This is a genomic window from Bacillota bacterium, from assembly GCA_009711825.1.
Lineage (GTDB): Bacteria > Bacillota > Proteinivoracia > UBA4975 > VEMY01 > VEMY01.
The window spans coordinates 16,131-40,120 of sequence record VEMY01000050.1 but is presented as its reverse complement, the minus strand read 5'-3'; the positions used below and the strand labels follow the sequence as shown (position 1 = coordinate 40,120).

The following is a 23,990-nucleotide window of genomic DNA, read 5'->3' as shown; positions in this document are numbered from 1 at the left end:
ACTCTGGCTGGTGTCTGGTTCATTCTCATCGCCTTGCGGGATTTGGGAGTGTTCAATATCGGTAGTATCCATAGTGCAATCTTGCCGGTAATCGCCCTGATTGCTGGCGTTCTGCTCTTAATCCGCTAAAAATTAAGCCACCGGGAAACCGGTGGCTTAATTTATTTGTGGTCATCGATGCGCTTTTCGCCTTCTAAACTACGAATCTCACTGACATTCTGGGTTACTTCCAACGTTCCCATATACTTTCCGTCCTTATCGTGAACGGCGAAATAGCGAATGAAGATGAAATTTCCGCCCATATTAATCCAGAAATCGGCATGATCCCGCTTGCCGCTCTTAAAATCGTTGACTATCCGCTCAACAACATGGACGCTGGCCTGGGGATGACAGAACTGAACTTTGCGGCCGATGATTGCCGGAGCCCGTTCAAAAATCCGTTCCTTACCACGGGAAAAATACTTCACTTCATCATTTGCATCGACAAATGTTATATCCAGCGGCAAGGTGTTGAGCATCCGGTCAATTTGCTCTTGGGTCAACACGCCGGTATCCAGACGCAAGCCTCCCTCAACTTCAACAGCGTCATCAGTCGGTTTATCACCATCGCCCTTGGGCGTCCATTTCTTCTCCGGCTCAATCAAGGTGTAGCCAATCTCATCGCTCTGTTCGTAGATTTCCACCCAATCCTGCTCAGATAGTACTTCCAGGCTGGTGGGGAACATTATGTTCTCTTCTTTGTAAAACAACTCTTTGATTGTATGATGCATCGGTTCTACCAGCTCGCTTATACTGTTGCGTAAGTCGGCAGACATTTCCGGACCGGTATCGGCCAGCAGTCGGCGGGTCTTCTTCAATTGGCCCCGAATATCGTCATGGATTGCCCACATTACTGTTGAGGGTCCGGATATTCCCTGCTTTTCAAGATAGGGAAACAATATGTTCTCCTTGCGGCTGAAGTGCCGGATAATATCCATCAGATCGTCATGCAGGCGGCGCCATTCCTTGATTATTGAACTGACATCATCGCCGTCCTTTGCTGCTTTAAGCTTCTTCAACTCAGCCTCAATATTGGCAATAACATTCTCCACAGCCCGGTTCTCCCGAATAAAGGTGTGAACCGGGTGGCCGGGGGTTGATTCGGGCTTTTGCTGCTCATCAAGAGATTCCCTGAAAACCTGAACGTGCACATCACAAAGTCGCTTGACTTCTTCTGCCGGCATTCCCTCTTCAATCAGCTTTTGTTCAACCACCGAAAGTTCGCTGGCGCCAATGCCGTCCAATAATTCTTTGAACCGCTGCTTCACATCCTCCACAGTCTTGCCATCATGGAGCTCTTTGATCAGCTCCTTGACAATCCGTTGCCGCTCTTCCCTGTTGTTAATCAGTTCACTCACAATACCCGCTCCTTTCGGTATTAGTCTAGTTTTTTCCGCCTTGAACTATACCTAGCATAGCAGATTTTGGGAGTGATTATCAGTGACCGTTGTCACAGAGAATATGGGTGGCAACATAGAAATTGATTAAAGGAGTTAGAGATTACATGTCGAAATATATAAACATAACTGCAGGGGAGGCTAAATTTTGAACAGGTTTCCAAATTCCTTTGTTTTGCTATTTTACTTGCTTCTGTTATTCGCTTTGGCAACTTACCTGGTCCCTGCTGGAACCTATGAACGGCAAATTGATCCGGAGACTGGTGTTACGTATGTAATTCCAGACAGCTACAGCAGGCAGGTCAATACTCCCGTAAGTTTTTTCGACGTTTTTAAAGCAATTCCTGCTGGCATGATGAATGCTGGCAACATCATTGTTTTCGTGTTAATAACCGGTGGTAGCTTTGGTATCATCCAGGCAACAGGGACAATAAACCGGACAATCTCATCGGTTGCAAGGCGGTTCAGTAACCGGGAAAAAGCCCTGATTCCAATCATAATGTTTGTTTTTTCGCTGGCTGGAGCCATCTTCGGTTTTGCGGAGGAAGTTCTACCCCTTTATATCTTCTTTATATCCCTGGCGATTACTGTTGGGTTTGATACCATAACTGGCACAGCAATGATTTTGGTCGGGACTGGCGCAGGTTTTGCTGCGGGCTTTCTAAATCCTTTTACCACTGGCATTGCCCAAAACATTTCTGAACTTCCTTTATTTTCTGGGCTGGCGTTACGATTAATTTGTTATGTTTTACTTTTGGGCTCGGCTATTGCCTATGTTTACTGGTATGCTTCAAGAATCAGTACCGGCAAGACCAAGAAATTTATAGCCAACATGGATTTTAATCCTAGTTTAAACGAAATGCCTACATTAGATAGCAAGCATAAGCGAGTCTTCCTTGCCATAATTGTATTTATGGTGTTTATGTTGTATGCTGTATTACGTCTGGATTTTCATATCATTGAAATCAGCACAACCTTCCTAGTTACTGGAATTGTTTGCGGTGTTTTGGCGGGATTTAACCCGAGCCAAATTGCAAATGAATTTAACAAAGGGGCAACTAATCTTTTATCTGCGGCCCTAATAATCGGATTGAGCAGGGCAATCATGATGATAATGATCTACGGCAATATCCTGGACACGATTATTTTTTATCTAGCTTCTGCTATTCAGGTATTTCCGCCAATCATCAGCGCCAATCTGATGTTCTTTGCCCAAAGCATAATCAACATCTTCATCGCCTCTGGAAGTGGACAAGCAACCGTAACTATGCCAATCATGGCTAATATAGCTGATATATCGGGATTTACCAGGCAGACTGCCGTCCTGGCTTTACAGTTTGGTGATGGTTTCACTAATGTAATCTCGCCGACATCCGGCTACTTCATGGCTGCGTTGGCAATTTCGGGCATTCCCTGGAGCAAGTGGTTTAAATGGATGCTACCCTTGTTTATAATTTGGGTCATAATTGGCTGTATTCTAATGACTGTGGCCGTATTGATGAATTACGGGCCTTTCTAACACCTGTCCCGGTGATTATATTAAAGGTGTTGATATTAAATGAACACTCAAGGTATAGTTGACATTCAGATGATTAAGGCCCTAGCCGATGAAACTAGAATTCAGATTCTGGAACTCCTAGCTGGTGGCGAAAAGAATGTTCAAGAGATTGCCGCACAATTTTCTATATCGCGACCGACCATTTCCCACCATTTACAAATCATGAAAATGGCGGGTATTCTGAAGTCCCGAAAAGTCGGTAAGGAGATATATTACTCAGTTAATATGTATTCTCTGACCTCGTTGGCCCAAAGTATACTCGCTCATGTAAAATGGTAACAAATAGGAATGCTCCCTTGTCTGGGGCATTCCTATTTGTTTTGCTCTGTTAGATATTCACGTTCCAAAATAGACATGATTACCATGGATCGATACCCCTGTGGAGATCTTTTACATTCCCTTAACAGTCCCTCCCGAACAAATCCTTCGCTGCTATAGAGTTTGAGAGCCGGGGCATTGTCTTCGAAGACATCCAGCCACAAACGATGATAGTTCAGTGACTCAAAACAAAATTTTTTCACCAGTCTCAAAGTCTTACGGCCATATCCTTTTCCCTTTACGTCAATTACAACTCGCATTAACTCCAGCGCCTTATCTGGTGAAGTTAGGCCGCCCAAAATTAGGTAGCCAAGAACCAGGTCCTCATTAGCATGCATTATTGTCAGATGAAGGAAATTGTCATGATTAATTGCATTAAGATGTTCTTCCCGGGACCAGGAATAGACAAATCTACTGTTATAATTATCCCTTTCCATGGTCAGCACAGTATTCAAGTCGGAGGCCGGAGTTTTGACCGCCCGAATATCGAGATAGGTTATTTCTTCGTTCATGTTATCCTCCTTTTCGGTAAAGTGGCACCATACCTTCAGGTATGGTGCCACTTCAGATAGATTAGAACGGGCCGTAACCGATTGCTACAGCAATAATCAGCATTACAACGGCTATTGCACACCAGATCAAGAACAATGGCCACATAAATTTCGCCCACTTCTCCCACTTGATGCCACCAATAGCCAGCGCGGCCATAAAGTAGCCGGATGTGGGGCTAATGACGTTGGAGAACCCATCACCAAATTGAAACGCCAAAACGGCAGTTTGCCTTGTCATACCGATAATGTCCGCCATTGGCGCCATAATCGGCATTGATACCGCTGCCTGTCCACTACCAGAAGGTACAATGATGTTGATGAAACTCTGGACTACAAACATACCAATTCCGCCCAGAGCAACAGGCAGTCCCTGGACCAGCGTCCCCAAACCGTGGATGACGGTATCAAGTATATTGCCTTCTTGCATTACGACCATAATAGATGTAGCCAGGCCGATAATCAGAGCACCGTAAACTAACTCCTGGGCACCTTTGACAAAGGATTCTGCGATTTTATTGATACCAAGGCCTCCGACGATTCCTGCTACAATCCCGATAGCCAGGAAGAGAGCTGTCAACTCAGTAATGTAGAATCCCCACATTGCAACACCGAGGGCCAAAACGACAATTCCTGTTACCAATACAAGCATAACAAGCTTATGCCGACCTGTAAACTCGGGCATTTCATCCATGTTTACATCGCCACGGCGCTTCTTGTCCTCTTCATAAGTCAAGCTGAGTTCCGGGTTTTCCCGTACTTTAACTGCATAGCGATAAACATACAGGATTGCTGAACCGAGGATTAAAATATACGCAACAACCCTAAACGCAAATCCTGAGAAAAGCGGCAGACCAGAAATCTCCTGAGCGATACCAACTGTAAACGGATTGGCGAAAGCGCCTGCAAAACCAGCGCCAGCACCCAGCAATACCATTGCCGTCCCGGTAATAGTATCGAACTTCATTGCCAAGGCCAGGGCGATAACAATCGGGTAAAAGGGCAAAGCCTCTTCTGCAGTTCCCAACATCGAACCGGCCAAAGAGAAGATAATCATAATTATCGGAATCATCCACTTTTCTTTTCCGGCCATATTCTTTACTACTGAGCCAATACCTGCGTCAATTGTGCCTGTAGCCTGCAAGATTCCAAAGGCGCCACCAATCATCAATACAAAGAAAATAATGTATCCGGCCTGATTCATACCCTTGGGTATCGCCTGGAAGAGGCCAAAGATCGAAACTGGCGTTTGCTCCACATGGTGGTAGCTCTCCGGATCAACAACAATTCTTTCTGTTGCAGGGTCTTCCACCCGGTCATACTGCCCAGCCGGAACAACATAAGTCAACCCCACCACAATGATTACAATAATGAACAATAGCGCGTAGGTATGTGGAATCTTAATTTTCATTATACAGCCTCCCACTTTTTAGAGGCATAGCCTCTTAATTAAATCGAGATAAATCTCTGAAGCATCAATGATATCCTTTATACTGCAGAACTCATTATTTGTGTGTGCCTGGTCAATATTTCCGGGTCCCAGAACAATGCACCGTGTCCCGATGTTGTTGCTAAGCAACGCTGCATCACTCCAGGCAGGGAATGCAACCGGTTCTTGCTTTTTACCGGTCACTTGCTCTACCGCAGCCAACGCTTCAGTCACCAGCCTGTCCCCGGCCTCAATTCTGTGGGGAGTATTTTTTAGCGAGGCAACTGCTTCCTCCATGCAGCGAACAGTAAATGTACAGCCCGTGACTTTGGCAGCACGCGCGGCGAAAGCATTATATTGGCTATAGATTTCATCAATATCTTCATTGGGCAACCAGCGGCGATCGATTTGCACGATACAGGTGTCCGGGATGACGTTGGGATCATCGCCCCCCTTAATTACGCCGACATTTAACGTAGCATTGCCCAGCAAATCAAATTTGGTATCCTCAACTTGTGGAATAAGCTCAGAGCGGACTAGGCTGACAAATTCCGTGGCGGCGTAAATTGCGTTATTGCCCTCATACGGCCGACTGCCATGTCCTGAGCGGCCCTTGAAGATAACCTCTGTCCATTCCATTCCTTTATGGGCGATTGCTACCTCTAATTTCGTTGGCTCACCGATAATCGCCATTTCCGGCCTGATATTCAGTTCCTTGACGATTTGCTCCGTTCCCTTGGAGCATTGTTCTTCGTCGATAACTCCTGCAAAAACCACGCCTTTTTTTAACTTTAAACCTGCTCTCTTGACGGCGATTAAAGCTGCAACCATTGCAGCAATGCCGCCTTTCATGTCAACAGCGCCCCGGCCATAAAGATTCCCGTCCTTGATAAATGGTTCGAAAGGGGGAAAGTCCATATTAAATCCCGGGATTGTATCAGTATGGCCATTCAACATTAGGGCCGTTGCAGATTCTGTTCCAGCTATCGTCGCGAAGATATTTAAGCGGCTGCTGTCAACCTCCTTTACTTCGCTGGGTATCCCTTCGGAATGCATCAATGCATGTAACATTCTGGCAACCTCAGATTCCTCTTCCGCGCAGTCTTTATGGCTTTCAATGGAAACCAGGTGAGTCGTTAAATCAATTAGTTCCTGCTCGCTGAAATAATCTTTTGCTCTCATTGAAACACCTCCTTTCATTAGATTTTTGTAAACATATGGTGATCTTCTCCCCTCATCTAGGGGGCTCCATGTCAACATGTTTATATTCTTAAACATGTTGACATGATTACATTTTCGACACTGCCTGTAACAATCCTGCAACATTTTTAAAATTTCTGCTGTCAATATAAAAAACCCCTGCCCAAAGCACAGGAGTTGTCATATAGTAATAGATATTTATTTATCTTCAGGCTTCCTCGGTAACATCGTAAAATGCCGGCCAATTCATCAGGCCGGGTTTGCCGTTACCCGCGTCCATGCATTGGCAATAGTGAACAATTTCCTGACAACTGTTATCCAAAATCTTAATCATCGCCGCTCCCCAGCGGTGGAGCACCGGCTTACCAGAGAGCATCTCGCGGCCGCAGCGACTATCGGGATGCACAGGTACCCGACAAGTAGTACCATACTGGTTCGCCCACCAGGCCAGCATATGTTCAGAAGCAAACTTCCCTCGGGCCGCAAACTCTTTGATTTCCCCTGTCTTCTTCACAAAGCGTAAATAACCCGCACATTTATTGTCACCACCAAACACCCGGGCGTCCACACCGGCGGCATTTGGTTTCCACTCCTGGAGCTGATTGCCGGGAACAATCGCCAAATCCGCACCCGCATGGCTATACTGCCATAACGAAGTAAGTATATCTGATGCTCCTAAAAACACCAGGTTGTCTTTCAAATCCGGATCAAGTTCATACTGGCTGCAGTCTACTTCGATGGCACACTCACCAAACATACCCGGCTTATAACCGAACCGGGGGTAATATTCGGGGTGCCCCAATAGGAAAGCAAATTTATGGCCCTTCTCCCGGGCACGTCGATGCCCTTCTTCGATTAGCATGCCGCCGATACCACGACCTTGGAACTTGGGCGCAACGGCAATTGGCGCCAGAGCCACCCCTGTAAGCTGCTCACCCCCGACAACAATTTGGTGTGGGTAAAACAAGCAATGACCGACAATCCGGCCGTCTAACTCCGCAACCAACGATAAATTTGGATCGAAATTTCGTCCCCGGCGATGCACATCCACCAAAATAGCCTCACAGGTATAATTTTCCCGGGCAAAGGCATCAAAAATTACTTCCGCCACCTGGTTATAGTCTCCAATGTGTTCTGAACGAATCGACATGTTCATATATATACCTCCACCTTTCTGCCCCACCCATAGAACATACTCTAACTATACCATTAATTCTCAGAAACACCCTAACGGTAGTTCCTAGGTGTTAAAATAACGTCCAGGAAACAACAGAAATCTTCGAAACTACGAAGATTTCTGTGTTGGTTATCTGGCAAACACATGATTGCCAATTTGTTTTATTATCTCACGTTTCCAAACCCAATTGGTTTTGGAAACCTTATAGGGGTTCCAGAAATATAGAGAGCCGTCCGTAGGATCTTTCCCAGACAACGCTTCCATGGCTGCTTTGTAAGCTAGGTTATTGGGAATCTTGTCTATCGCCCCATTGTCTACAGGCTCAAACTGCAGCGGTTGATAGATGATATCGTAGATTGTATCAGGAAACTCCTCGCTGGCAAGCCGGTTGAGAACAACCGATGCCACCGCCACTTGCCCCTCATAGGGCTCAGCACCGGCTTCTGCATAAACGATTCTGGCCAACAGGCATAAATCATCTATCCACTCCTGGCTGTATTTTCCTTGAGCAAGTTTAAACCCATTTCCTGTGAGGGTAGAGTGAGCTTGCCCTTGACAATCTCCATCTTTGGTCGTGGGGGCGGCGGCTTGGACTCTTGCTCCATCACCGGGGGCTTGAGTAATGGCTTTTCATTCTGCTGCATCGATTCAGGAACCAAAGCCCAGTGGAATGTGTCAGATGTGCAGGCGTTCTGAACCGGGGGCAATAATAGTTTGCATGCAAGAAAAAATCTCAGGAAATCCAGAGATTTAGCGGTAATAATGACGTGCTTTTTCATCTATATCCGGCCAGACTTTGAAAGTCTCTTCCGTGCCGTCACGATATATCACTTCCAGATACACCTCGTAGGTTCCATGCTCCAGGCCGTTAACCTCGGCAGCCCACTCCTGGATATGCTCGTCATAACCAGGATCGAACCCTTGATGAGCCCGAAGCGGCACTGTCTCAGTGAACCGACTATCCTTGTAAACACGTAGCTTTATTTCCTCAACCTTAAAAAACTCAAAGCGGGGTTGCTCCTGGTGGAAATAAAATTCCACATCCTGAATACTGCTGCCAGTTGCAGACCAGCCGTTTATCATCACCGGCTGCGGTTTATAGAGGCGGCCGGGAATATACGCGGCCTCGGAAACCTGATCATCGAGGGCGATTTTATACACGAAATTATCTTTAGAGTTTACTTCTAAAGGGGCCCGAAACGAATTGGCGCCCAGTCCATCAGCAGTAACAACCTCCCAATGTTCAGCGAACTCAGGTTTATAGTAAACCCTGACATCCGCATCCGGCGCTACTTACCGCAGGGAAAAGTCAATCTGCAATCTAATATCATCGGGGCTGGTAGCTTCCTCAGCGGCAGTAACCTCCCGTTCCAAAATCCATTCCTGTTCCCGCTGCAGTTGATACACAGTCCCCTAAACACCCTGGATGGCGGTATGCAATCTGTTTACATCATTTGAAACATTCGAAGCTGAATTCATAACAACATTGATTAGTTGATCTTCTAGGCGGCCAATCTGCATCAAGCTATAGATGTTTAAAAGCAGACTCAGAACCAGCAAAGCCGCCAGCAGTTTATACTTGTCCATTTCATTACCTCCCAGGCCAAATCAATTGTCTGCATTACCTGTCCAGTATAACACTATACTTATAAACGGTATAACTTTAAACGAAGGGCTAGAGAGAGATTCTTGACTTCAATACCGAAATTATGGTAGTCTTTCAATACATAAGTCAGTGGCAGTGAAGAGGCCACGACAGGCTAAGGACAGTCCAGAGAGGAAGCGGTTGCTGCAAGCTTCTCTGTCCCGTCAGTCACCCACCTCTGAGCCGTCGGCGACGAGTCGACCGGGTCCGCCCGTTACAGCGACAATGAGGTTTCCCGTCAGGGAAGCGAATTAAGGTGGTACCGCGAAGCAGCCTTCGTCCTTATCGGATGGCTGCTGTTTTTGTATCCACATATTTAAGGAGTGAGCGCAATGAGTAATAACGAAAGCAAAGACTTTGTCAAGGAGATTACCAGTCGCGAAGAAGACGCGTCACAATGGTATGTCAATGTAATCCGCAAAGCGGAGCTGGCGGATTATTCACCGGTCCGAGGCTGCATGGTTATCCGCCCCTACGGTTACGGCATCTGGGAAAACATGCAATCGGGGCTAGATCGCCGCATCAAAGAAACAGGCCATCAGAACGCCTACTTCCCAATCTTCATCCCCGAATCATTGCTGCAAAAGGAAGCTGACCATGTGGAGGGCTTCGCCCCCGAAGTAGCCTGGGTTACCCATGGCGGTCACGAAAAACTTCAGGAGCGGCTGGTTGTGCGCCCCACTTCCGAGGCCATCATCTGTTCGATGTACGCCAAGTGGATCCGCTCCTACCGGGATCTGCCGGTGCTGATTAACCAATGGGCCAATGTCGTGCGCTGGGAAAAGGTTACTCGCCCCTTCCTGCGCACAGCTGAATTCCTCTGGCAAGAGGGGCACACCGCCCACCGCACCCATGCAGACGCCCAAGAAGAGGTCATGAAGATGCTCGACGTCTACCGGGACTTTGTGGAAGCGGACATGGCAGTTCCAGTAATTATGGGCCGGAAAAGCGAACGGGAAAAATTCGCCGGCGCCGAGGACACCTACAGCATCGAAGCGCTTATGCTGGACGGCAAAGCCCTGCAGGCTGGCACCAGCCATCATTTGGGTCAACACTTTGCCAAGGTTTTTGACATCACCTTCCTGGATGAAGACAGCCAGTTGAAGCATGTGTACCAGACCTCCTGGGGTGTATCCACCCGTCTGATGGGCGCCCTGATCATGGTCCACGGCGACGACCGCGGCCTGAAAATCCCCCCCAAGATCGCGCCCATTCAATTGGTGATTGTACCGATTGCACCCAAGAAAAAACGGGAGCTGGTCCTCGATAAAGCTGATGAACTGAAGGCACAGCTGCGCAGCGCTGGCATCCGTGTCCACCTCGATGATCGGGAAGAACATTCACCCGGCTTCAAGTATAACGACTGGGAGATGCGGGGCGTGCCCCTGCGCCTGGAGATTGGCCCCCGGGATATCGAGAACAACCAAGTGGTGCTGGTTAGAAGAGACACCGGCGAAAAACTTTTCGTTGCCATGGATCTGCTGGAAGAGACTTTGACCAAGCTCCTGCCCCAGATTCAGCAGGACATGTTTGAAGCGGCCAAACAGTTCCGTCAGCAAAACACCCACACCGCTGGCACCATGGACGAAATGGAAGCAATCATCACCGAAAAACGCGGCTTTGTCTACAGCTGGTGGTGCGGCAGTCTCGAATGCGAACTGGCCGCCAAGGATCGAATGGCCGCCACCATCCGCAACATCCCCCTGGACCAAGAGGCGGCAAAAAAACTTGCCCCCCAGGCGGCAAAATGCGTTCATTGTGGCCACGAAGCCAAAGAAGTGGCCGTCTTCGCCCGGGCTTATTAAGCAAAATCCGAGACCATTTGGTCTCGGATTTTTTATTCCCGGGATATTTTGCTTACTTATCCAGGGCCCGTTTAATTTCCTGCAAAGTATTATAAATCTCTTGCTGGCGTTGGTTATGAGCACGGAAGTACTGCACTAATTTATAAATTCCCCAAATCGCCAGCACCGGAATTAGAATGAACAAAAGTAGATTTAGGACAACAAAAATAGCATGCGACAGCATAAAATCAGTCAGCGTCAATCCCCCCTTTCTAGTGAATACTTATATCCGCCAAAGATTGGCTCCCCACCATTAGCTATCGAATATAGTCCTGCCAGATTAAGGCGCTGGCGGCCAGCACCTTCCCCGGTCCCAACAGGTTAAGACTATCCCGAGCATAGCTGAGTGCGGCTAAAGGCTCTCCAAGCAGCGGCAAGTCCTTTGCAGAAGGTTCCAACTCCCGCAGGGCAATATCATGGTCGATACCTGCCAGTTCACGCAGTTTTGCCTGGGCCTCGGGCAGTCCGCCCAGTTCATCTACCAGACCGTGCTCAAGCGCCTGACTCCCGGTCCAGACCCGGCCGCCACCTACCAGGTCCACAGCAATCGTGTCCATTTTACGGGCCCGGGCCACCCGGCGGATAAAGAGTTCATAAGTGTTTTCGATAAACTCCCGCACCTTTGCCCGCTCATCTGGCGTAAATGGCCGGTCAGGTCCCTCCAGGCCGCTGTTTTCGCCCCGGGAGAGGGTCTCCTTATTTATAAGCAGCTTTTCCAGTAGGCCGGCGGTAATCAGCTTGCCGGTGAGCACGCCAATGGAGCCGGTAATTGTCCCCGGCCGGGCTATTATCCAGTGGGCAGGCGTGGCCACGTAGTAGCCGCCGGAAGCCGCCACCGAGCCCATCATCGCCACCACCGGCTTTTCAACTGCCAGTTTGTCCAGAGCGGCACTCATTGCCTCAGAAGCGGTGGCCGAGCCACCGCCGGAATCGATATAGAGCAAAACGCCCTTCACCTTTTTGTCTTTCAATGCCCGCCTGGCCAGCGTGACAACAGTCCGGTCCCCTGCCCGGGGGCCAAACATAAAGGGCAGGGGCAGCGGTGGCGCAAACCGGGGGCGCTGGGATTTGCCGTCGACAATTGTCCCCTGCACCCTAATCACAGCAAAGTAAGCATGTTGCCTAGGCGCGGGCAGACGCCTCAACACTTTCCGCGCCCGCCGCCAGGAGTTGAGTCTGCCCAGATACTCGGGCAATGCCTCTTCACTGATAATATTATCCACCGCACCCAGCTCAATTGCTTTAGTGTCGGTGAGGGGAGTAGAATCGACTAATTCCTGCGCCGCTGCCTCATCCATTCCCCGGCCATCAGATATTGCCTTAACCAGCTCCTGATATTGGGCATCCAGCAGCCAGTTCTGCATTTCCCGCGCTTCCTTAGACATATTGGTCCGGGTCAGGCGATCGGCAGCAGATTTATAGGGGCTGATCTGGATGGCGTCCAGTTTGAGGCCGCAAGCGGCAAGGGAATTGGCCAGGAACAGCTGCTCATACCGCAAGCCCAGGGGCGCCACCCGGCCGCCCTCCTGCAGGAGGATTTCATCTGCAGCCGCAGCAACATAGTAATTGGCAGTATCGTAGCCAGTTGACCATACTACAACCCGTTTGCCCCGCTTTTGCAAAGTGGCAATCAGTTCCCGTAGGACCTGTAGGCGTGCAAAAGGCATCGACAAAGGGCGCAGGTGCAAAACCACTCCTTTGGTCCTGCTATCGAGCCCGATAACATTGAATCGTTCCGCCAGTTCCTGCAGGCTCAACTGCGGGCTCGTAAACCGGCGCTGCCAAAAGGCGGGCCGGGGTGAGCGCAAATCGGGATAATCACCTTCCAAAACCATATGAATCCATTCAGGGCCCTTGCACTGAGCGCGCAGAACATTTCCAGCCCAAATTAGTCCGTTACGGCACAACCAGCCAAGCACAATAATCGCTCCTTTCAGGAGTATCTTATCAATTCTATAACAACATTCGCAAACCTAAACCGACTACCAAAGCCACAAACAAACTGAGCAACGTGCCAATTAGATAATACTCGGCAAATTCCCGCCGTTCGGCAATCTCGTTGTAACGGGCAATCGATTTGGCTGTGAAAACAAACCCCACTCCCGCCAGGGAATCAGACAACACCAAAGTCAGAATCAGCAACCGCTCCAAGATCCCTATGTATTTACCGGCCGGGCTGCCGCCCCGAGCCGCTGTTTCGGGGCCAAAAATTCCGTCCAAAGCCATGCGGATTAAAACCGCGCCGCCAAAGGCAGTAAGCACGTAACCTGCAAGCAGAGCAGCCCAAATTTCAATGCCGGCGAAAAAGTCTATTGGAATTGGCGCCACTCTACGCCAAAACGAGACCACAGCGGCACTGGGGGGCTGTGCCCAAAGGTTTGTGACCCAGAACAGTATCCATACGTGCAGCAGCTGGTCCAACAGAAATCCCATCACGCCCCGCCTACTCTTACCGCCTACAAAGCGGGTATAGAGGTCATAAGCGGCGTTCTTCAATAAATCCAAGAGCAGATGGCCAACAGTAACCAGCAGGGCAGCAGAAATCGCGATAAACCAGCCGTAAAAATGCATTAAAACCGCAGCGCACAGAAACACTGCCAAGGCATGGCTGTCATAGCCACGCCAGTCCCGCCTGCTTTTGGCGGCAACCATCGCTTCGTTCTGAAACACAAAATCTGCCAGAACATGGGCAAGCAACAATAACCAAAACATAGTCATTACACCCTCTCCCTTATCCCATTTGCTTAGCCCAAAATTGTCATTAACAGGCGACCGGCGGCGCCAAGCGCTTGCTCTGCTTGGCGAATCTCCGGCCAGCGGGCCGCCTTACAACGCTTTTGAACATTTTGTGCGGCAACGCCCAACTCCCGGCCCGCTGCCGCATATGTCCCCACCGCTTCATAACTCATAACCGCCTGCCATTGCCCATCAGTCCAGGCGCCCTGAATAGTATCAATTAGATGCATATGAGCGTTCACCAATTCATCATACTCCCCCGGTCCTCCGCTTACCAGGGTAGTACCAGGTCGACGCTGGCCGTTCAACCTGTCCAGGGCCTCCCGTGCCCGGAAAAAAGCGGTACCCGTAAGCGCCCAGGGGTTATTGCCGAGCTCACCTATAAATGTGCCCAGTCCAATACCGATACGCAGGTCCAGCGGCCGGCATCGCCACCGCAAGATACGGATTATTTCTGGAGCCGTCAACCACCCCCGGAGCACACCCTGGATTTCATCGCCCCGGGACAGAGTAAACGGCACCACTAAGTCAGTATGGACAATTTCTGTCACAGCCGTAGACAGCGCGCCAACGGCCTGCTGGGCCGAGCGGGATGCAATTACATCAGCTGTGAGTACTGTAATCCGCTGCAAGTTTATCACCCTTTCCAGGGTGAACTCCCTTACTTCACCCTTCTATGGGTGAGATTCTACATAAACTAAACAAATCCTGCCTAGATTATCTTGTCAGGAGAAGCGGATTCAGATCTGTAACAAGCTAGAACAAGGGAAGTGTATGAGTGAAAAAACGACATATCGTTTTGTTCCGCCAGCTTACAGAATATTGGGGCTACCTCTTGACTGTGGTCAATGATATCTCGGAAGCTGATGTTGAAATCATTCCCCGAACAGCAGACCCCATGCTGTGAAAACGCCTGGGGTTTATTTCACTCAGATATTCCGTAGCGGTACGTGACATAACCACCACTCAAGTTTCGCACTTTAAATCCTGCTTGTGCCAGCATGCGCGCTGCCAGATATCCCCGTTGACCAATCTGACAGTAGACAATGATTTCCCGGTCCCGGGGGAGTTCGTGCAGGTGGCTCCGCAACTGGTCCAGTGGAACTAAAACCGAGTTGGGCAGCGCCCCCAGCTGATGCTCTTCCCTGCTGCGAACGTCCAGGAGCAAAACCTGTTCCTGGTCCAAATCGTCCAGTTCATGCCAGTGGATTACCGGGTGGTGACCGTTGAGCATGTTGGCGGCCACATAACCAGCCATGTTCACCGGATCTTTGGCAGAGGAAAAGGGCGGTGCATACGCCAATTCCAATTCCTCAAGGTCATAAACCGTGAGGCCGGCCCGCAGAGCCGTGGCAAGGACGTCGATTCGCTTGTCTGTCCCCTGATAGCCGACAATCTGGGACCCAAGAATCTTGCCGTCATCCGGGGCAAACAACAGTTTCGCAGACAGCGGCGTGGCGCCGGGATAGTATCCGGCATGGGAACCAGAGTGGGTATAAGATTTTTCGTACGCAATTCCTTCCCGCTGCAATTGCTTTTCGTTATTGCCGGTGGCAGCAATCGTCATCGCAAACAGCTTGACAATCGCTGTGCCTTGGGTGGCTTTGTATGTGTCGGCGATACCGCAGATGTGGTTGGCGGCAATTCGCCCCTGCTTATTGGCAGGACCGGCCAAGGGAATTCGGGTCGGGTTGCCACTGACAAAATCAGTTACCTCGATAGCGTCGCCAACAGCATAGATATCCGGGCTAGAAGTTTGCAGATGCGCGTTGACTTTGATTGCGCCACCGTCACCTAATTCCAGTCCGGCATTCTTTGCCAGCTTGCTGTCGGGTCGGACACCAATCGCCAATAGCACCAAATCCGCGCTTAAACTTACACCACTCTGGAGTGTAACATTCAGTCCATCTTCTCCGGCGGAGAACTCCCGCACCCCGTCTGCCAGGCGCAAATCAATACCTTTATCCCGTAGCAGGTCGTGCACCATCGCTGCCATTTCCGGGTCCAGGGGCGCCATCACCTGGTCAGCGGCTTCCACCACAACCACCTCTAATCCACGCTCCCGGAGATTCTCAGCCATTTCCAGGCCGATAAATCCACCGCCCACCACAATTGTCTTACGCGCATCTCGCTCCTCGATAAACTGCTTGATGGCCAGGGTATCGGGGATAGTCCGCAGGGTATAAATCCCTGGCGAGTCAATGCCGGAGATTGGCGGGCGGAGCGGTTCTGCCCCCGGCGAGAGGATCAGCTTATCGTAAGCTTCGCTGTATTGCTCACCACTGATAAGATCCTTTACCACTACCTCTTTGGCAGCTGGGTCAATGGCAGTCACTTCGTTGTTTACCCGCACATCGATATTGAACCTGGCAGCCAGTCCCTCCGGAGACTGGACTGTCAGACGCTCCTGCTCTCTGATTGCGCCACCAATGTAATAGGGAAGACCGCAATTGGCATACGAGATATGTGCGCCTCGCTCAATCATTATTATCTCAGCCTGCTCGTTTAACCGGCGCAGCCGGGTAGCCGCACTGGCCCCTCCGGCCACTCCGCCGACGATCACTATCTTCATACTGCTCCCTCCTGTCATATCCTGCCACCATTATAGCAGAACAAAGACCGGGAAACAGACCCGGTCTTTAATGAGACATCATCAGGAAATGAACATGGCGTTCAACGGGAAGTAAAGGAGCAGCACCAAACTCAAGACAGCCATTACCAGCAATGTATCGAAATTGAGGTTGATTACACTCAATGCCTGCTCAAATCGGGAACGGGGCCGACAGTCCATGTTTTGCAGTAATTGCTCTCCCTTGCGCTCAAGATTCAGCAACCGTTGCGATGTGCTGGCGCAGATTCTGCCCCAACTCTGTTCCGTTGAGCTGATGCTGTCATCGGCGCCATGGGCCAGAATTCCTCCCCAATAGCGGAAGCTAAACCAAGAAGGCGGCGAAAGGTGGAACAGATGCCAGCGACAGCCGGCCCAGAAAATTACGGCGCCGAGGCCAAAGGCAATGGCAATATCCATTAAGCTGTGCCAGGAATAGATATGGGCGTGGAAATGTTCTATCCCATACACCGTCAACTCCGCCAGGGCCGGGGCTAACAGGTTATCCGCCACCTGGTATGGAAAAGCGCCAAGCCCAATAACCGCGATCGCCAAGAGCACCATCCCCACCAGCATCGGCCAGGTTTCAGTCTTTTGGTCTGTGCTCACATCTTCTGCCTGTTTGCCAGCGAAAATAAACCAGATAAACTTGATGAACGAACATACTGTGCCTGCGCTAACCACCACGAAGACCTTTTCCGTCCAGGCCAGGGCCGGCATCGTATCGACCACTGTCAGCAGCCCATGATGGAGCATCGTTTTGCTGGCGAAGCCGTTGAGCCCCGGAAACCCGGTGATGCCCATGGCCGCAACCAACGCCAGACCGAAGGTAAAAGGCAGCAGCCGGTACATTCCGCCCAGTTTATAGAGATTAAGGCGGCTTGTATAGAGGTACACAGAGCCTGCTACCAAGAACAATAGCGCTTTAAACACCGAATGATTGAGCATGTGGTAAACGGCGCCAACCAGGCTCTCGCCCCCGGCGCCGGCAAGGAATGCCGCGGCGCCAAGGCCGGTGATAACATAACCCATCTGGCTGATGCTGTGAAAGGCCAGCATGCGCTTGGCCTCATGCTGCAGCAGCGCCATGACAACGCCGAAGCTCATGGTCAGGATACCGACCAAAAGGACGGTCAATCCCAGAACCTGCAAGGTTTCAGGAACACTCGCAGCCACTCCCATGGTCCGTAAAATCCCGTAGGCGCCGGTCTTGATTAATATCCCGGAAAGCAGTGCGCTTGCCGGAACCGGAGCTGCGGGATGCGCCTCCGGCAGCCAAATATGCACGGGAATCATTCCTGCTTTGATGCCAAACCCAGTTATCATCAACATTGCCACCAGGTCCAGGGGCGCCCCCTCGGGCATTACAGCATCAAAGGCAAAGCTGCCGGTATAGAAGTAAAGCACACTCAATCCGGTAAGGAGCAACATTCCACCAGCCACGCCCAGGTAGAGATACAGTCCGCCGGCCCGATAGGCCTCATCACTTTGGGAATGAACAACCAGTCCCCAGGAGGCCAGGGACATCAACTCAAACCCCAAAAACAGCGTCAGAAAATCCCCACCCAGGAAAGTAATCAGAATCCCGGTGCAGGTGGCTCCCAATAGCAGCATATAGCGCCGCATATCCTGGTGGGGTTTAAACCAACTAAGGCTGAATAACAGCGACGCAACCCAAAGGATTAGCGCAAATCCAGCCAGAACCAAGCCGATTCCCCCGGTTGACAACGAAAGCGTTATCCCCGGCAGAACCAGTTCGCTGCCGGCGCCGGAGAGCCAACCCTGCCACATGGCAACGAGGCCGCCAGCCGCCAACAGACAGGCAGCAACCGACAGAGTCACCTGACGCCGTAAGTTAGTGCTGGCAAGGCAAAGGCTGCCCGCCAACAGCGGTGTCAAAACCAGTAACCACATTTTGCGCCCCCCTCCCTCAATTCATTAAGACTTGCACGGTTTCCGACAGATACGGGTAAAGCAGGGCCGGTAACAGCCCAAATATCACGCAGAGAATAGCGGTCAAAAGCGGTGGCCACACCAAGCCGCTACTGACTCGCTCCTGCTGCCAACGACCGGTGCCGCGGAAAAAAGCGGCGCCGATTATCGGGAAGAAATAGAAGGCGTTGAGCATAGCACTGATTAAAAGGATGACAATAATCTCCGGACGTTCTGCCGCCAGCGCGCCTTGAAATAACGACCACTTACTCTGAAAGCCGTTGATGGGAATAACACCCACCAATCCAAGTGCAGCCAACGTGAATGCCCCCATCACCATCGGCATCCGCCTGCCCATTCCATCCATTTCGGAGATATTCTCCACTCCCGTCTCGCTGATAATCGCTCCGGCACAGAAGAACAGGGTAATCTTCATCAGCGCGTGATTTACAAAGTGCACTAAACTGCCAAGCAAGAGGCCGGCGTGGCCGGAAATCACACCCAAGGTAATATAGCCCAGCTGACTTACAGTAGAATATGCCAAACGCCGTTTCAAGTGGTCCTGGCGCAGGGCAATCACTGAACCCAGAATAATCGTCACTGCCGCTACTGGAATCAGGTAATCTGCCAAAGCTGCCCGCTCCAAAGCAGAAGTCCCAACCAGGCTGTAAAAAGTTCGCACCAGCCCAAAGCAGCCGGCATTAACCACTGCCACGGCATGCAAGAGCGCACTGACCGGAGTCGGCGCTGCCATCGCCGTCGGCAACCACGTATGCAGAGGCATAACTGCCGCCTTGACACCAAAACCCGCCACCAACAAGACCACTAGCAAGCGGATACTTCTAATGGATATTTCGGAGCCAATCACACCACCGACGGCAAAATCCAATGTACCCGCGGTGGCCCAGGTTACAACCATTGCCGCCAAAACCAAGGCGGCGCCGGCCAGACTATAGATCAAATATAGTTTACCAGCCCGTTTCGCCGCCGGCGTTTCGTTGTGAATTACCAGCGGCCAGGTGACAAACGTCAAAAGTTCATAGAACAGATACAGGGTGAAAAAGTTTGCAGCCAGGGCAATCCCCATGGTGGCGGTCAGGGACAATGTATAAAAGGTGAAAAACCGCCGACGCTTATGGGGATGATGGGCGCTGTAACTGTTGGCATAGGCAGTTGCCGGCACCCAGAGGGCAGCCGCCAACAAGGCAAACAGCCAACCGGCGTGATCGACCCGGAATGCCAGGGGTAATCCGGGAACCACTTGCCACCAGGTTACAACCGGAGCAACCTCCGGCGTCCGGCCGACAAACCAGACTGCAAGCGCAACACCGCCGGCTGCCAGAATTGGGGCAACAACCGGCCGGGATCGCAACCCAGGGAGCCATATTGCCGCTGCCCCGGCTATCGGCAAGAGGATAATTAAGGTGATAAGAACATTCATTTGGACGCCCCCTAATCAGGAAATTAACCAGCCGGCGGCCTGTTCCAGCAGGTCCAGCACTGCCCCCGGCACCAATCCGATTACTGCCAGGACGGCAACCAATACCAGCAGCCCGGGAACTCGCCGGTCGGTAGCTTCCGCTTCCGAAACCCCAAACCAAATTTTCCAGACAATCGGCAGGAAATAGGCTGCATTTAGCAGGCCGCTGATGATTATCAACACTGGCAGCCAATAAATCTGCGCTGACAGACCAGCATTAAACAAGTACCACTTGGTAGCAAACCCCGCCAGAAGCGGCAACCCAATCATAGACAGCGCAGCTAGGGAGAATGCGCCCATGGGCAGCGGCAGTTTTGGTCCCATCCCTTCAAAGCCGCTGATTTCTCGTGTTCCGTTGATGGCAATGACCTTACCGGCGGTCAAGAACAATATCGATTTCATCAAGCCATGGGCCAGCACATGGTAAAGGGCAGCGGCGACACCGACAACACCGCCAACGCCGAAGCCCAGAAAGATATAGCCAACTTGGGCGACGGTCGAGTAGGCTAGCAACCGTTTAATATCGGTCTGGACCACAGCAAAGGCCGAACCGGCCAAAATACTGGCGGCGGCCATCAGCCGCACCATTCCTGCGATGCCCATCGTTTCCAGGGCAGCGCTGCCAAACAATCCAAAAAACACCCGGGCCATTGCCACGGCGAAGACTTTGACCACTACACCGGAAAGCAATGCGCTGGCTGTGGTCGGCGCCGAAGAGTGGGCGTCAGGCAACCAGACATGCAAGGGAAACAAGCCTGCCTTTACCCCAAACCCTACTAGATAAAAAGCGCTCATTACCCAGGGAATAATCGGATGGAGATCGCTGGCAGCAAAAACCGCTGCTGCAAACCCCATATTTAGATGGCCAGTGATAACATAAGTAATACCAATCGCAAATAATATAAATCCGGAACCGATTGCCCCCAACATCAGGTACTTGAATGCCGCATCGGTGGCGTTGCGGTCTTTTTTTGCTGAAACCAGAGCACAGGCAGCAAGCGTACTCACCTCGGTAAACACGTAGAGGTTAAACAAATCATTGGCCATGGTTATCCCCAGAAGCGCTGCGGTCAACAGCAAGAGTAAAGTAATATACCAACCCGCTTTCCGCTTGGACCAATCCACCAGCTCCTGGGGCAGGGAGAGGGCAACCAACGCTGTCAGACCTGTTGCCACTGTCATGACAAATGCCGAAAGCGGTGTGATGGCGAGCTCAATTCCCCAAGGCGCTTCCCACCCGCCCATGGCATAATAAACCGGGCCCGAGTCCAATACATCGTAGAACAATAACGCGCTGTAAACTGCGGACAACGCCAGAATAAGGCCTGCCAGCCCCTGACCTAAACGCATCCTCCGCATGGCCACCAGGGGCAGAAGATATGCGGTCATCAACAGAGCAACTATACCCAGCACAGGAAAGTTGGCGCTAAGCATCTTGCTGACTCCTGATAGCCGCTATCTCATCGGCATCAATCGTTCCGTACTGGCGATGAATTTTTACCACAAAGGCGAGAGCCAATGCAGTTACGGAGATACTGACCACAATCCCGGTGAGAATCAGGGCTGAGGGCAGTGGGTTCACATAAATAACATCCGGGTTATTCAGATCTATAATCGGCGGGCGACCCGCCTGGACATTGCCGGCAGCGATAAAGAACAAAAAAACTGCGCTTTCCATCACATTGATGCCAATTACCTTGCGCATCAAATTGGTGTGGGTCAAAACCGTATAGCAGCCGACAGCGAAGATTAAGGTTGAAATCAGATAAGGATAGTTTTGAAGAAGTTTAACTGCCACTGCTAGTCCTCCTCAATCAAAGTATAAAACAGGCTGAGCATTGTCGATGCCACTTTGATGCCAACACCAATTGTAATAATAATGATTAAACCGCTGCTGAACAGGCGTCCGGGCGTGCCCAACGGGATGCCGGCGCCTTTATTCATCAGAAAACTGGTCCCGCGCATTACACCCACCAGACCAATCGCACCGTACCAAAGCGTCCCGGCGCTCTCCAAGAAAGAAGACATTCGATGGGGAACTTTGCGTAAACAGCTGTCCAAGCCAAAGACCAACAAATACAATACCATACTTACACCGAGTATCATCCCACCAGCGAAACCACCGCCAGGGGAGATGTGGCCATGAAGAATTACATAAATCCCGTACATCTGAATCAACGGCAGCAATAGGGCGGTAACTTCCCTTAGAATTAAATCAGGCATGTTCTTTTTTCTCCCCTTTCAGGGCCAACAGCACGGCGATTAGGGCCGTAAACAGCACCGTGGTCTCAATTAAAGTGTCGTAAGCCCGGTAATCCACTAGAATTTCGGCAACAACGTTTATGGCGCCGGTTTCTTCCACTCCTTGTTCTATATAACGGGCGATGACCTCGTTATTGGCCGGATTGTCGGGACTGGCGAAGGCGGGCAATTCCGCCGCCAACAATACCAGGGCGGCCAAACATGGCAGAACCACCAATAGCGCCAAAACCTTTCTCACTGGCACTCCCTCCCCAGTTTGGTGACAACCGCCACCATTATAATGCTCATTCCGATACCGGCGGCGGCTTCGGTAATAGCCAGATCGGGCGAACCCAATTGCAACCAAACGATGGACATTACCAAACTGTATATGCCAAATACAATCACAGCGTGTAGAACCTTGCGAATCAGGCAAACCGAAATTGATGCAACCAACAGAAAGGTAAGAAACATAAACAAGAACAAGTTGTCCATTACCCCGCCTCCTTTTCAGAGGCTTTTTTGGGTAGCTGCTCTTTTGCCACCCAGGCAATCATATGTGAAGCAGTCGGGCTGACTAGTAATATAAACACAAAAATCAAAGCCAGTTTGCCGGCAACGAACCAATTTCCCGACTTAACCGCTACTGCGGCCAGAATGCAGCCAGCGCCCATGGTGTCACATTTTGTCGTGGCATGGAGGCGGGTAAATACATCAGGAAGCATAAACAAACCAATTGTCGCTGTAAATAAGTAGAAACAGCCGATTGCCAGCAAAATTACATACAGCCAATCCATTTCAATCTCCCCCTTAATCCAGCCGCTGCCGGACCTGCCCCTTAAGCACGGCTACAGTTGCCGCATAGCTGCAAAGGGCATAAACAAGCGCAACGTCAAGATAAAACCAACTCTCAAACAGTTCACTGAGCAAGACAATCAGTATAATCGTCTTGGTGGTGATGATGTTTACCGCCACCAATTTATCGGTTACCCCTGGCGAGGACAACGTCCGGGCCAATGAAAGAAAGATCAATAAACCAGTAATTAAAGTTATTATCATGGTTGTCCAATCGGCCATCTGTCATCCCTCCATCTTCATCAAGATTCTTTGTACCCGGCCTCCGTTCAGGGATTGGGCATGCTCATCAGTTAGCGCATGCACCAGCAGCGTATTTCCCTCCAGGGACACCGACAGCGTGCCGGGGGTAAGGGTGATACAATTGGCCAGTAAAACCCGGGCCAAGCGGGAACGCAGCGGTGTATCCAAATGCACAAACTGCGGCTGTATCGGTCGACGAGTGAGAATGATAATTGCCACATGCCACGCAGCCCGGCAAATATCCACCAGCATCACCAGGGCGAGGGCCAGCGCATAAAACACCGCATTAATCCCAAACAGTTCCTCATTCTCCCCTTTGCGCCGCCAAAAAAGCATGACTAAAAGGGCGGCGCCGCAACCGGCTACAACATGCTGCCAGTCCAACTCCCCGGAAATAACAAGCCAAAATAACAGTAAAACAACGAATTTAATCAGCGGGTTCCACTTTAGCATTTCACAGCACCTCCTTGGCAGCTAGAGCTGTATTAATACAGCAGCCCCTGACTTTAAAAGGATAATACAACACATCAAAGCCGCATCGCTTGTGAAAGAAATCCGTTTCACTTACAGTATACTCCTGAAACAGGAAAATTGGAAACAACTCGCCCTAGATACAGGTTTGTTTTGAAGTAGAATCACCTTAATAACCGGGCTGTCGGAATATTATCCTAGAATTACTCTGCGTGGCTCCATTTTTCTCTCTGAATCTCCCGACACACATACACAAAATTTACAAATAA

General features: G+C 50.6%; 25 protein-coding genes. 3 read left to right on the top strand and 22 right to left on the bottom strand.

The annotated features are described in order from the left end of the window. Positions 1-161: 161 nt before the first annotated feature. A complete protein-coding gene (locus tag FH749_13540) occupies positions 162-1,397 on the bottom strand; it encodes a DUF438 domain-containing protein (GenBank protein ID MTI96474.1) in 1,236 nt (411 codons plus the stop codon). A gap of 187 nt (positions 1,398-1,584) precedes the next feature. Between FH749_13540 and FH749_13535 the strand changes: the two genes are divergently transcribed. Then, positions 1,585-2,955 carry a YfcC family protein gene (locus tag FH749_13535; protein MTI96473.1) on the top strand — a complete coding sequence of 457 codons (1,371 nt, stop codon included), beginning with the start codon at positions 1,585-1,587 and terminating at the stop codon, positions 2,953-2,955. A 69-nt stretch (positions 2,956-3,024) separates the two neighbouring features. Continuing rightward, complete coding sequence (locus FH749_13530; GenBank protein MTI96472.1) at positions 3,025-3,273, top strand: winged helix-turn-helix transcriptional regulator; 249 nt, start codon at positions 3,025-3,027, stop codon at positions 3,271-3,273. Between the two features lie 32 nt (positions 3,274-3,305). Here FH749_13530 and FH749_13525 read toward each other — a convergent pair whose 3' ends face one another. The 6 genes from FH749_13525 to FH749_13500 form a co-directional block, all read right to left on the bottom strand. Then, positions 3,306-3,824, bottom strand: coding sequence for a GNAT family N-acetyltransferase (locus tag FH749_13525; protein ID MTI96471.1), 519 nt, complete (start codon positions 3,822-3,824; stop codon positions 3,306-3,308). A 61-nt stretch (positions 3,825-3,885) separates the two neighbouring features. After that, a complete protein-coding gene (yfcC, locus tag FH749_13520; GenBank protein ID MTI96470.1) occupies positions 3,886-5,274 on the bottom strand; it encodes a putative basic amino acid antiporter YfcC in 1,389 nt (462 codons plus the stop codon). A 15-nt stretch (positions 5,275-5,289) separates the two neighbouring features. After that, positions 5,290-6,636 (bottom strand): M20 family metallopeptidase, encoded by a 1,347-nt coding sequence (locus FH749_13515; GenBank protein ID MTI96469.1) that lies wholly within the window; start codon positions 6,634-6,636, stop codon positions 5,290-5,292. A 61-nt stretch (positions 6,637-6,697) separates the two neighbouring features. Beyond that, complete coding sequence (locus tag FH749_13510; protein MTI96468.1) at positions 6,698-7,645, bottom strand: N-acetyltransferase; 948 nt, start codon at positions 7,643-7,645, stop codon at positions 6,698-6,700. Positions 7,646-7,795: 150 nt separating this feature from the next. Next, positions 7,796-8,290, bottom strand: a complete 495-nt coding sequence (locus tag FH749_13505; GenBank protein ID MTI96467.1) for a hypothetical protein — start codon at positions 8,288-8,290, stop codon at positions 7,796-7,798. A gap of 126 nt (positions 8,291-8,416) precedes the next feature. After that, positions 8,417-8,827, bottom strand: a complete 411-nt coding sequence (locus FH749_13500; GenBank protein MTI96466.1) for a hypothetical protein — start codon at positions 8,825-8,827, stop codon at positions 8,417-8,419. An 816-nt stretch (positions 8,828-9,643) separates the two neighbouring features. Here FH749_13500 and FH749_13495 point away from each other — a divergent pair. Beyond that, the gene (locus FH749_13495) at positions 9,644-11,116 is read left to right on the top strand and encodes a proline--tRNA ligase (protein MTI96465.1); all 1,473 of its coding nucleotides are present in this window, start codon (positions 9,644-9,646) and stop codon (positions 11,114-11,116) included. A gap of 52 nt (positions 11,117-11,168) precedes the next feature. On the opposite strand, the gene FH749_13490 is transcribed toward FH749_13495, so the two are convergent. The 15 genes from FH749_13490 to FH749_13420 form a co-directional block, all read right to left on the bottom strand. Continuing rightward, positions 11,169-11,357 carry a hypothetical protein gene (locus FH749_13490; protein MTI96464.1) on the bottom strand — a complete coding sequence of 63 codons (189 nt, stop codon included), beginning with the start codon at positions 11,355-11,357 and terminating at the stop codon, positions 11,169-11,171. A 55-nt stretch (positions 11,358-11,412) separates the two neighbouring features. After that, on the bottom strand, positions 11,413-13,074 hold the full coding sequence (gene sppA, locus FH749_13485) for a signal peptide peptidase SppA (GenBank protein MTI96463.1): 1,662 nt from the start codon (positions 13,072-13,074) through the stop codon (positions 11,413-11,415). Between the two features lie 34 nt (positions 13,075-13,108). Further along, the gene (locus FH749_13480; protein ID MTI96462.1) at positions 13,109-13,873 is read right to left on the bottom strand and encodes a DUF3307 domain-containing protein; all 765 of its coding nucleotides are present in this window, start codon (positions 13,871-13,873) and stop codon (positions 13,109-13,111) included. A gap of 26 nt (positions 13,874-13,899) precedes the next feature. Next, positions 13,900-14,541 carry a hypothetical protein gene (locus FH749_13475; GenBank protein ID MTI96461.1) on the bottom strand — a complete coding sequence of 214 codons (642 nt, stop codon included), beginning with the start codon at positions 14,539-14,541 and terminating at the stop codon, positions 13,900-13,902. Positions 14,542-14,816: 275 nt separating this feature from the next. Next, a complete protein-coding gene (locus FH749_13470) occupies positions 14,817-16,463 on the bottom strand; it encodes a CoA-disulfide reductase (protein MTI96460.1) in 1,647 nt (548 codons plus the stop codon). A gap of 81 nt (positions 16,464-16,544) precedes the next feature. Beyond that, positions 16,545-18,413: an NADH dehydrogenase gene (locus FH749_13465; GenBank protein MTI96459.1), complete on the bottom strand. Its 1,869-nt coding sequence runs from the start codon at positions 18,411-18,413 to the stop codon at positions 16,545-16,547. A 16-nt stretch (positions 18,414-18,429) separates the two neighbouring features. Further along, on the bottom strand, positions 18,430-19,872 hold the full coding sequence (locus FH749_13460) for a monovalent cation/H+ antiporter subunit D family protein (GenBank protein ID MTI96458.1): 1,443 nt from the start codon (positions 19,870-19,872) through the stop codon (positions 18,430-18,432). 15 nt (positions 19,873-19,887) lie between these two features. After that, the gene (locus tag FH749_13455; protein MTI96457.1) at positions 19,888-21,345 is read right to left on the bottom strand and encodes a monovalent cation/H+ antiporter subunit D family protein; all 1,458 of its coding nucleotides are present in this window, start codon (positions 21,343-21,345) and stop codon (positions 19,888-19,890) included. After that, the gene (locus tag FH749_13450) at positions 21,338-21,709 is read right to left on the bottom strand and encodes a cation:proton antiporter (GenBank protein MTI96456.1); all 372 of its coding nucleotides are present in this window, start codon (positions 21,707-21,709) and stop codon (positions 21,338-21,340) included. Before FH749_13450 ends, FH749_13455 begins: the two co-directional genes overlap by 8 nt. A 2-nt stretch (positions 21,710-21,711) precedes the next feature. Next, positions 21,712-22,134, bottom strand: a complete 423-nt coding sequence (locus FH749_13445; protein MTI96455.1) for a sodium:proton antiporter — start codon at positions 22,132-22,134, stop codon at positions 21,712-21,714. Then, positions 22,127-22,411: a hypothetical protein gene (locus FH749_13440; GenBank protein MTI96454.1), complete on the bottom strand. Its 285-nt coding sequence runs from the start codon at positions 22,409-22,411 to the stop codon at positions 22,127-22,129. Before FH749_13440 ends, FH749_13445 begins: the two co-directional genes overlap by 8 nt. Continuing rightward, complete coding sequence (locus tag FH749_13435) at positions 22,408-22,647, bottom strand: DUF4040 domain-containing protein (protein MTI96453.1); 240 nt, start codon at positions 22,645-22,647, stop codon at positions 22,408-22,410. The genes FH749_13440 and FH749_13435 overlap by 4 nt, the downstream gene beginning before the upstream one ends. Continuing rightward, positions 22,647-22,949 (bottom strand): monovalent cation/H(+) antiporter subunit G, encoded by a 303-nt coding sequence (locus FH749_13430; protein ID MTI96452.1) that lies wholly within the window; start codon positions 22,947-22,949, stop codon positions 22,647-22,649. The genes FH749_13435 and FH749_13430 overlap by 1 nt, the downstream gene beginning before the upstream one ends. Before the next feature lie 13 nt (positions 22,950-22,962). Continuing rightward, positions 22,963-23,229, bottom strand: coding sequence for a cation:proton antiporter (locus FH749_13425; protein MTI96451.1), 267 nt, complete (start codon positions 23,227-23,229; stop codon positions 22,963-22,965). Positions 23,230-23,232: 3 nt separating this feature from the next. Continuing rightward, a complete protein-coding gene (locus tag FH749_13420) occupies positions 23,233-23,703 on the bottom strand; it encodes a hypothetical protein (protein ID MTI96450.1) in 471 nt (156 codons plus the stop codon). Positions 23,704-23,990: the final 287 nt, after the last annotated feature.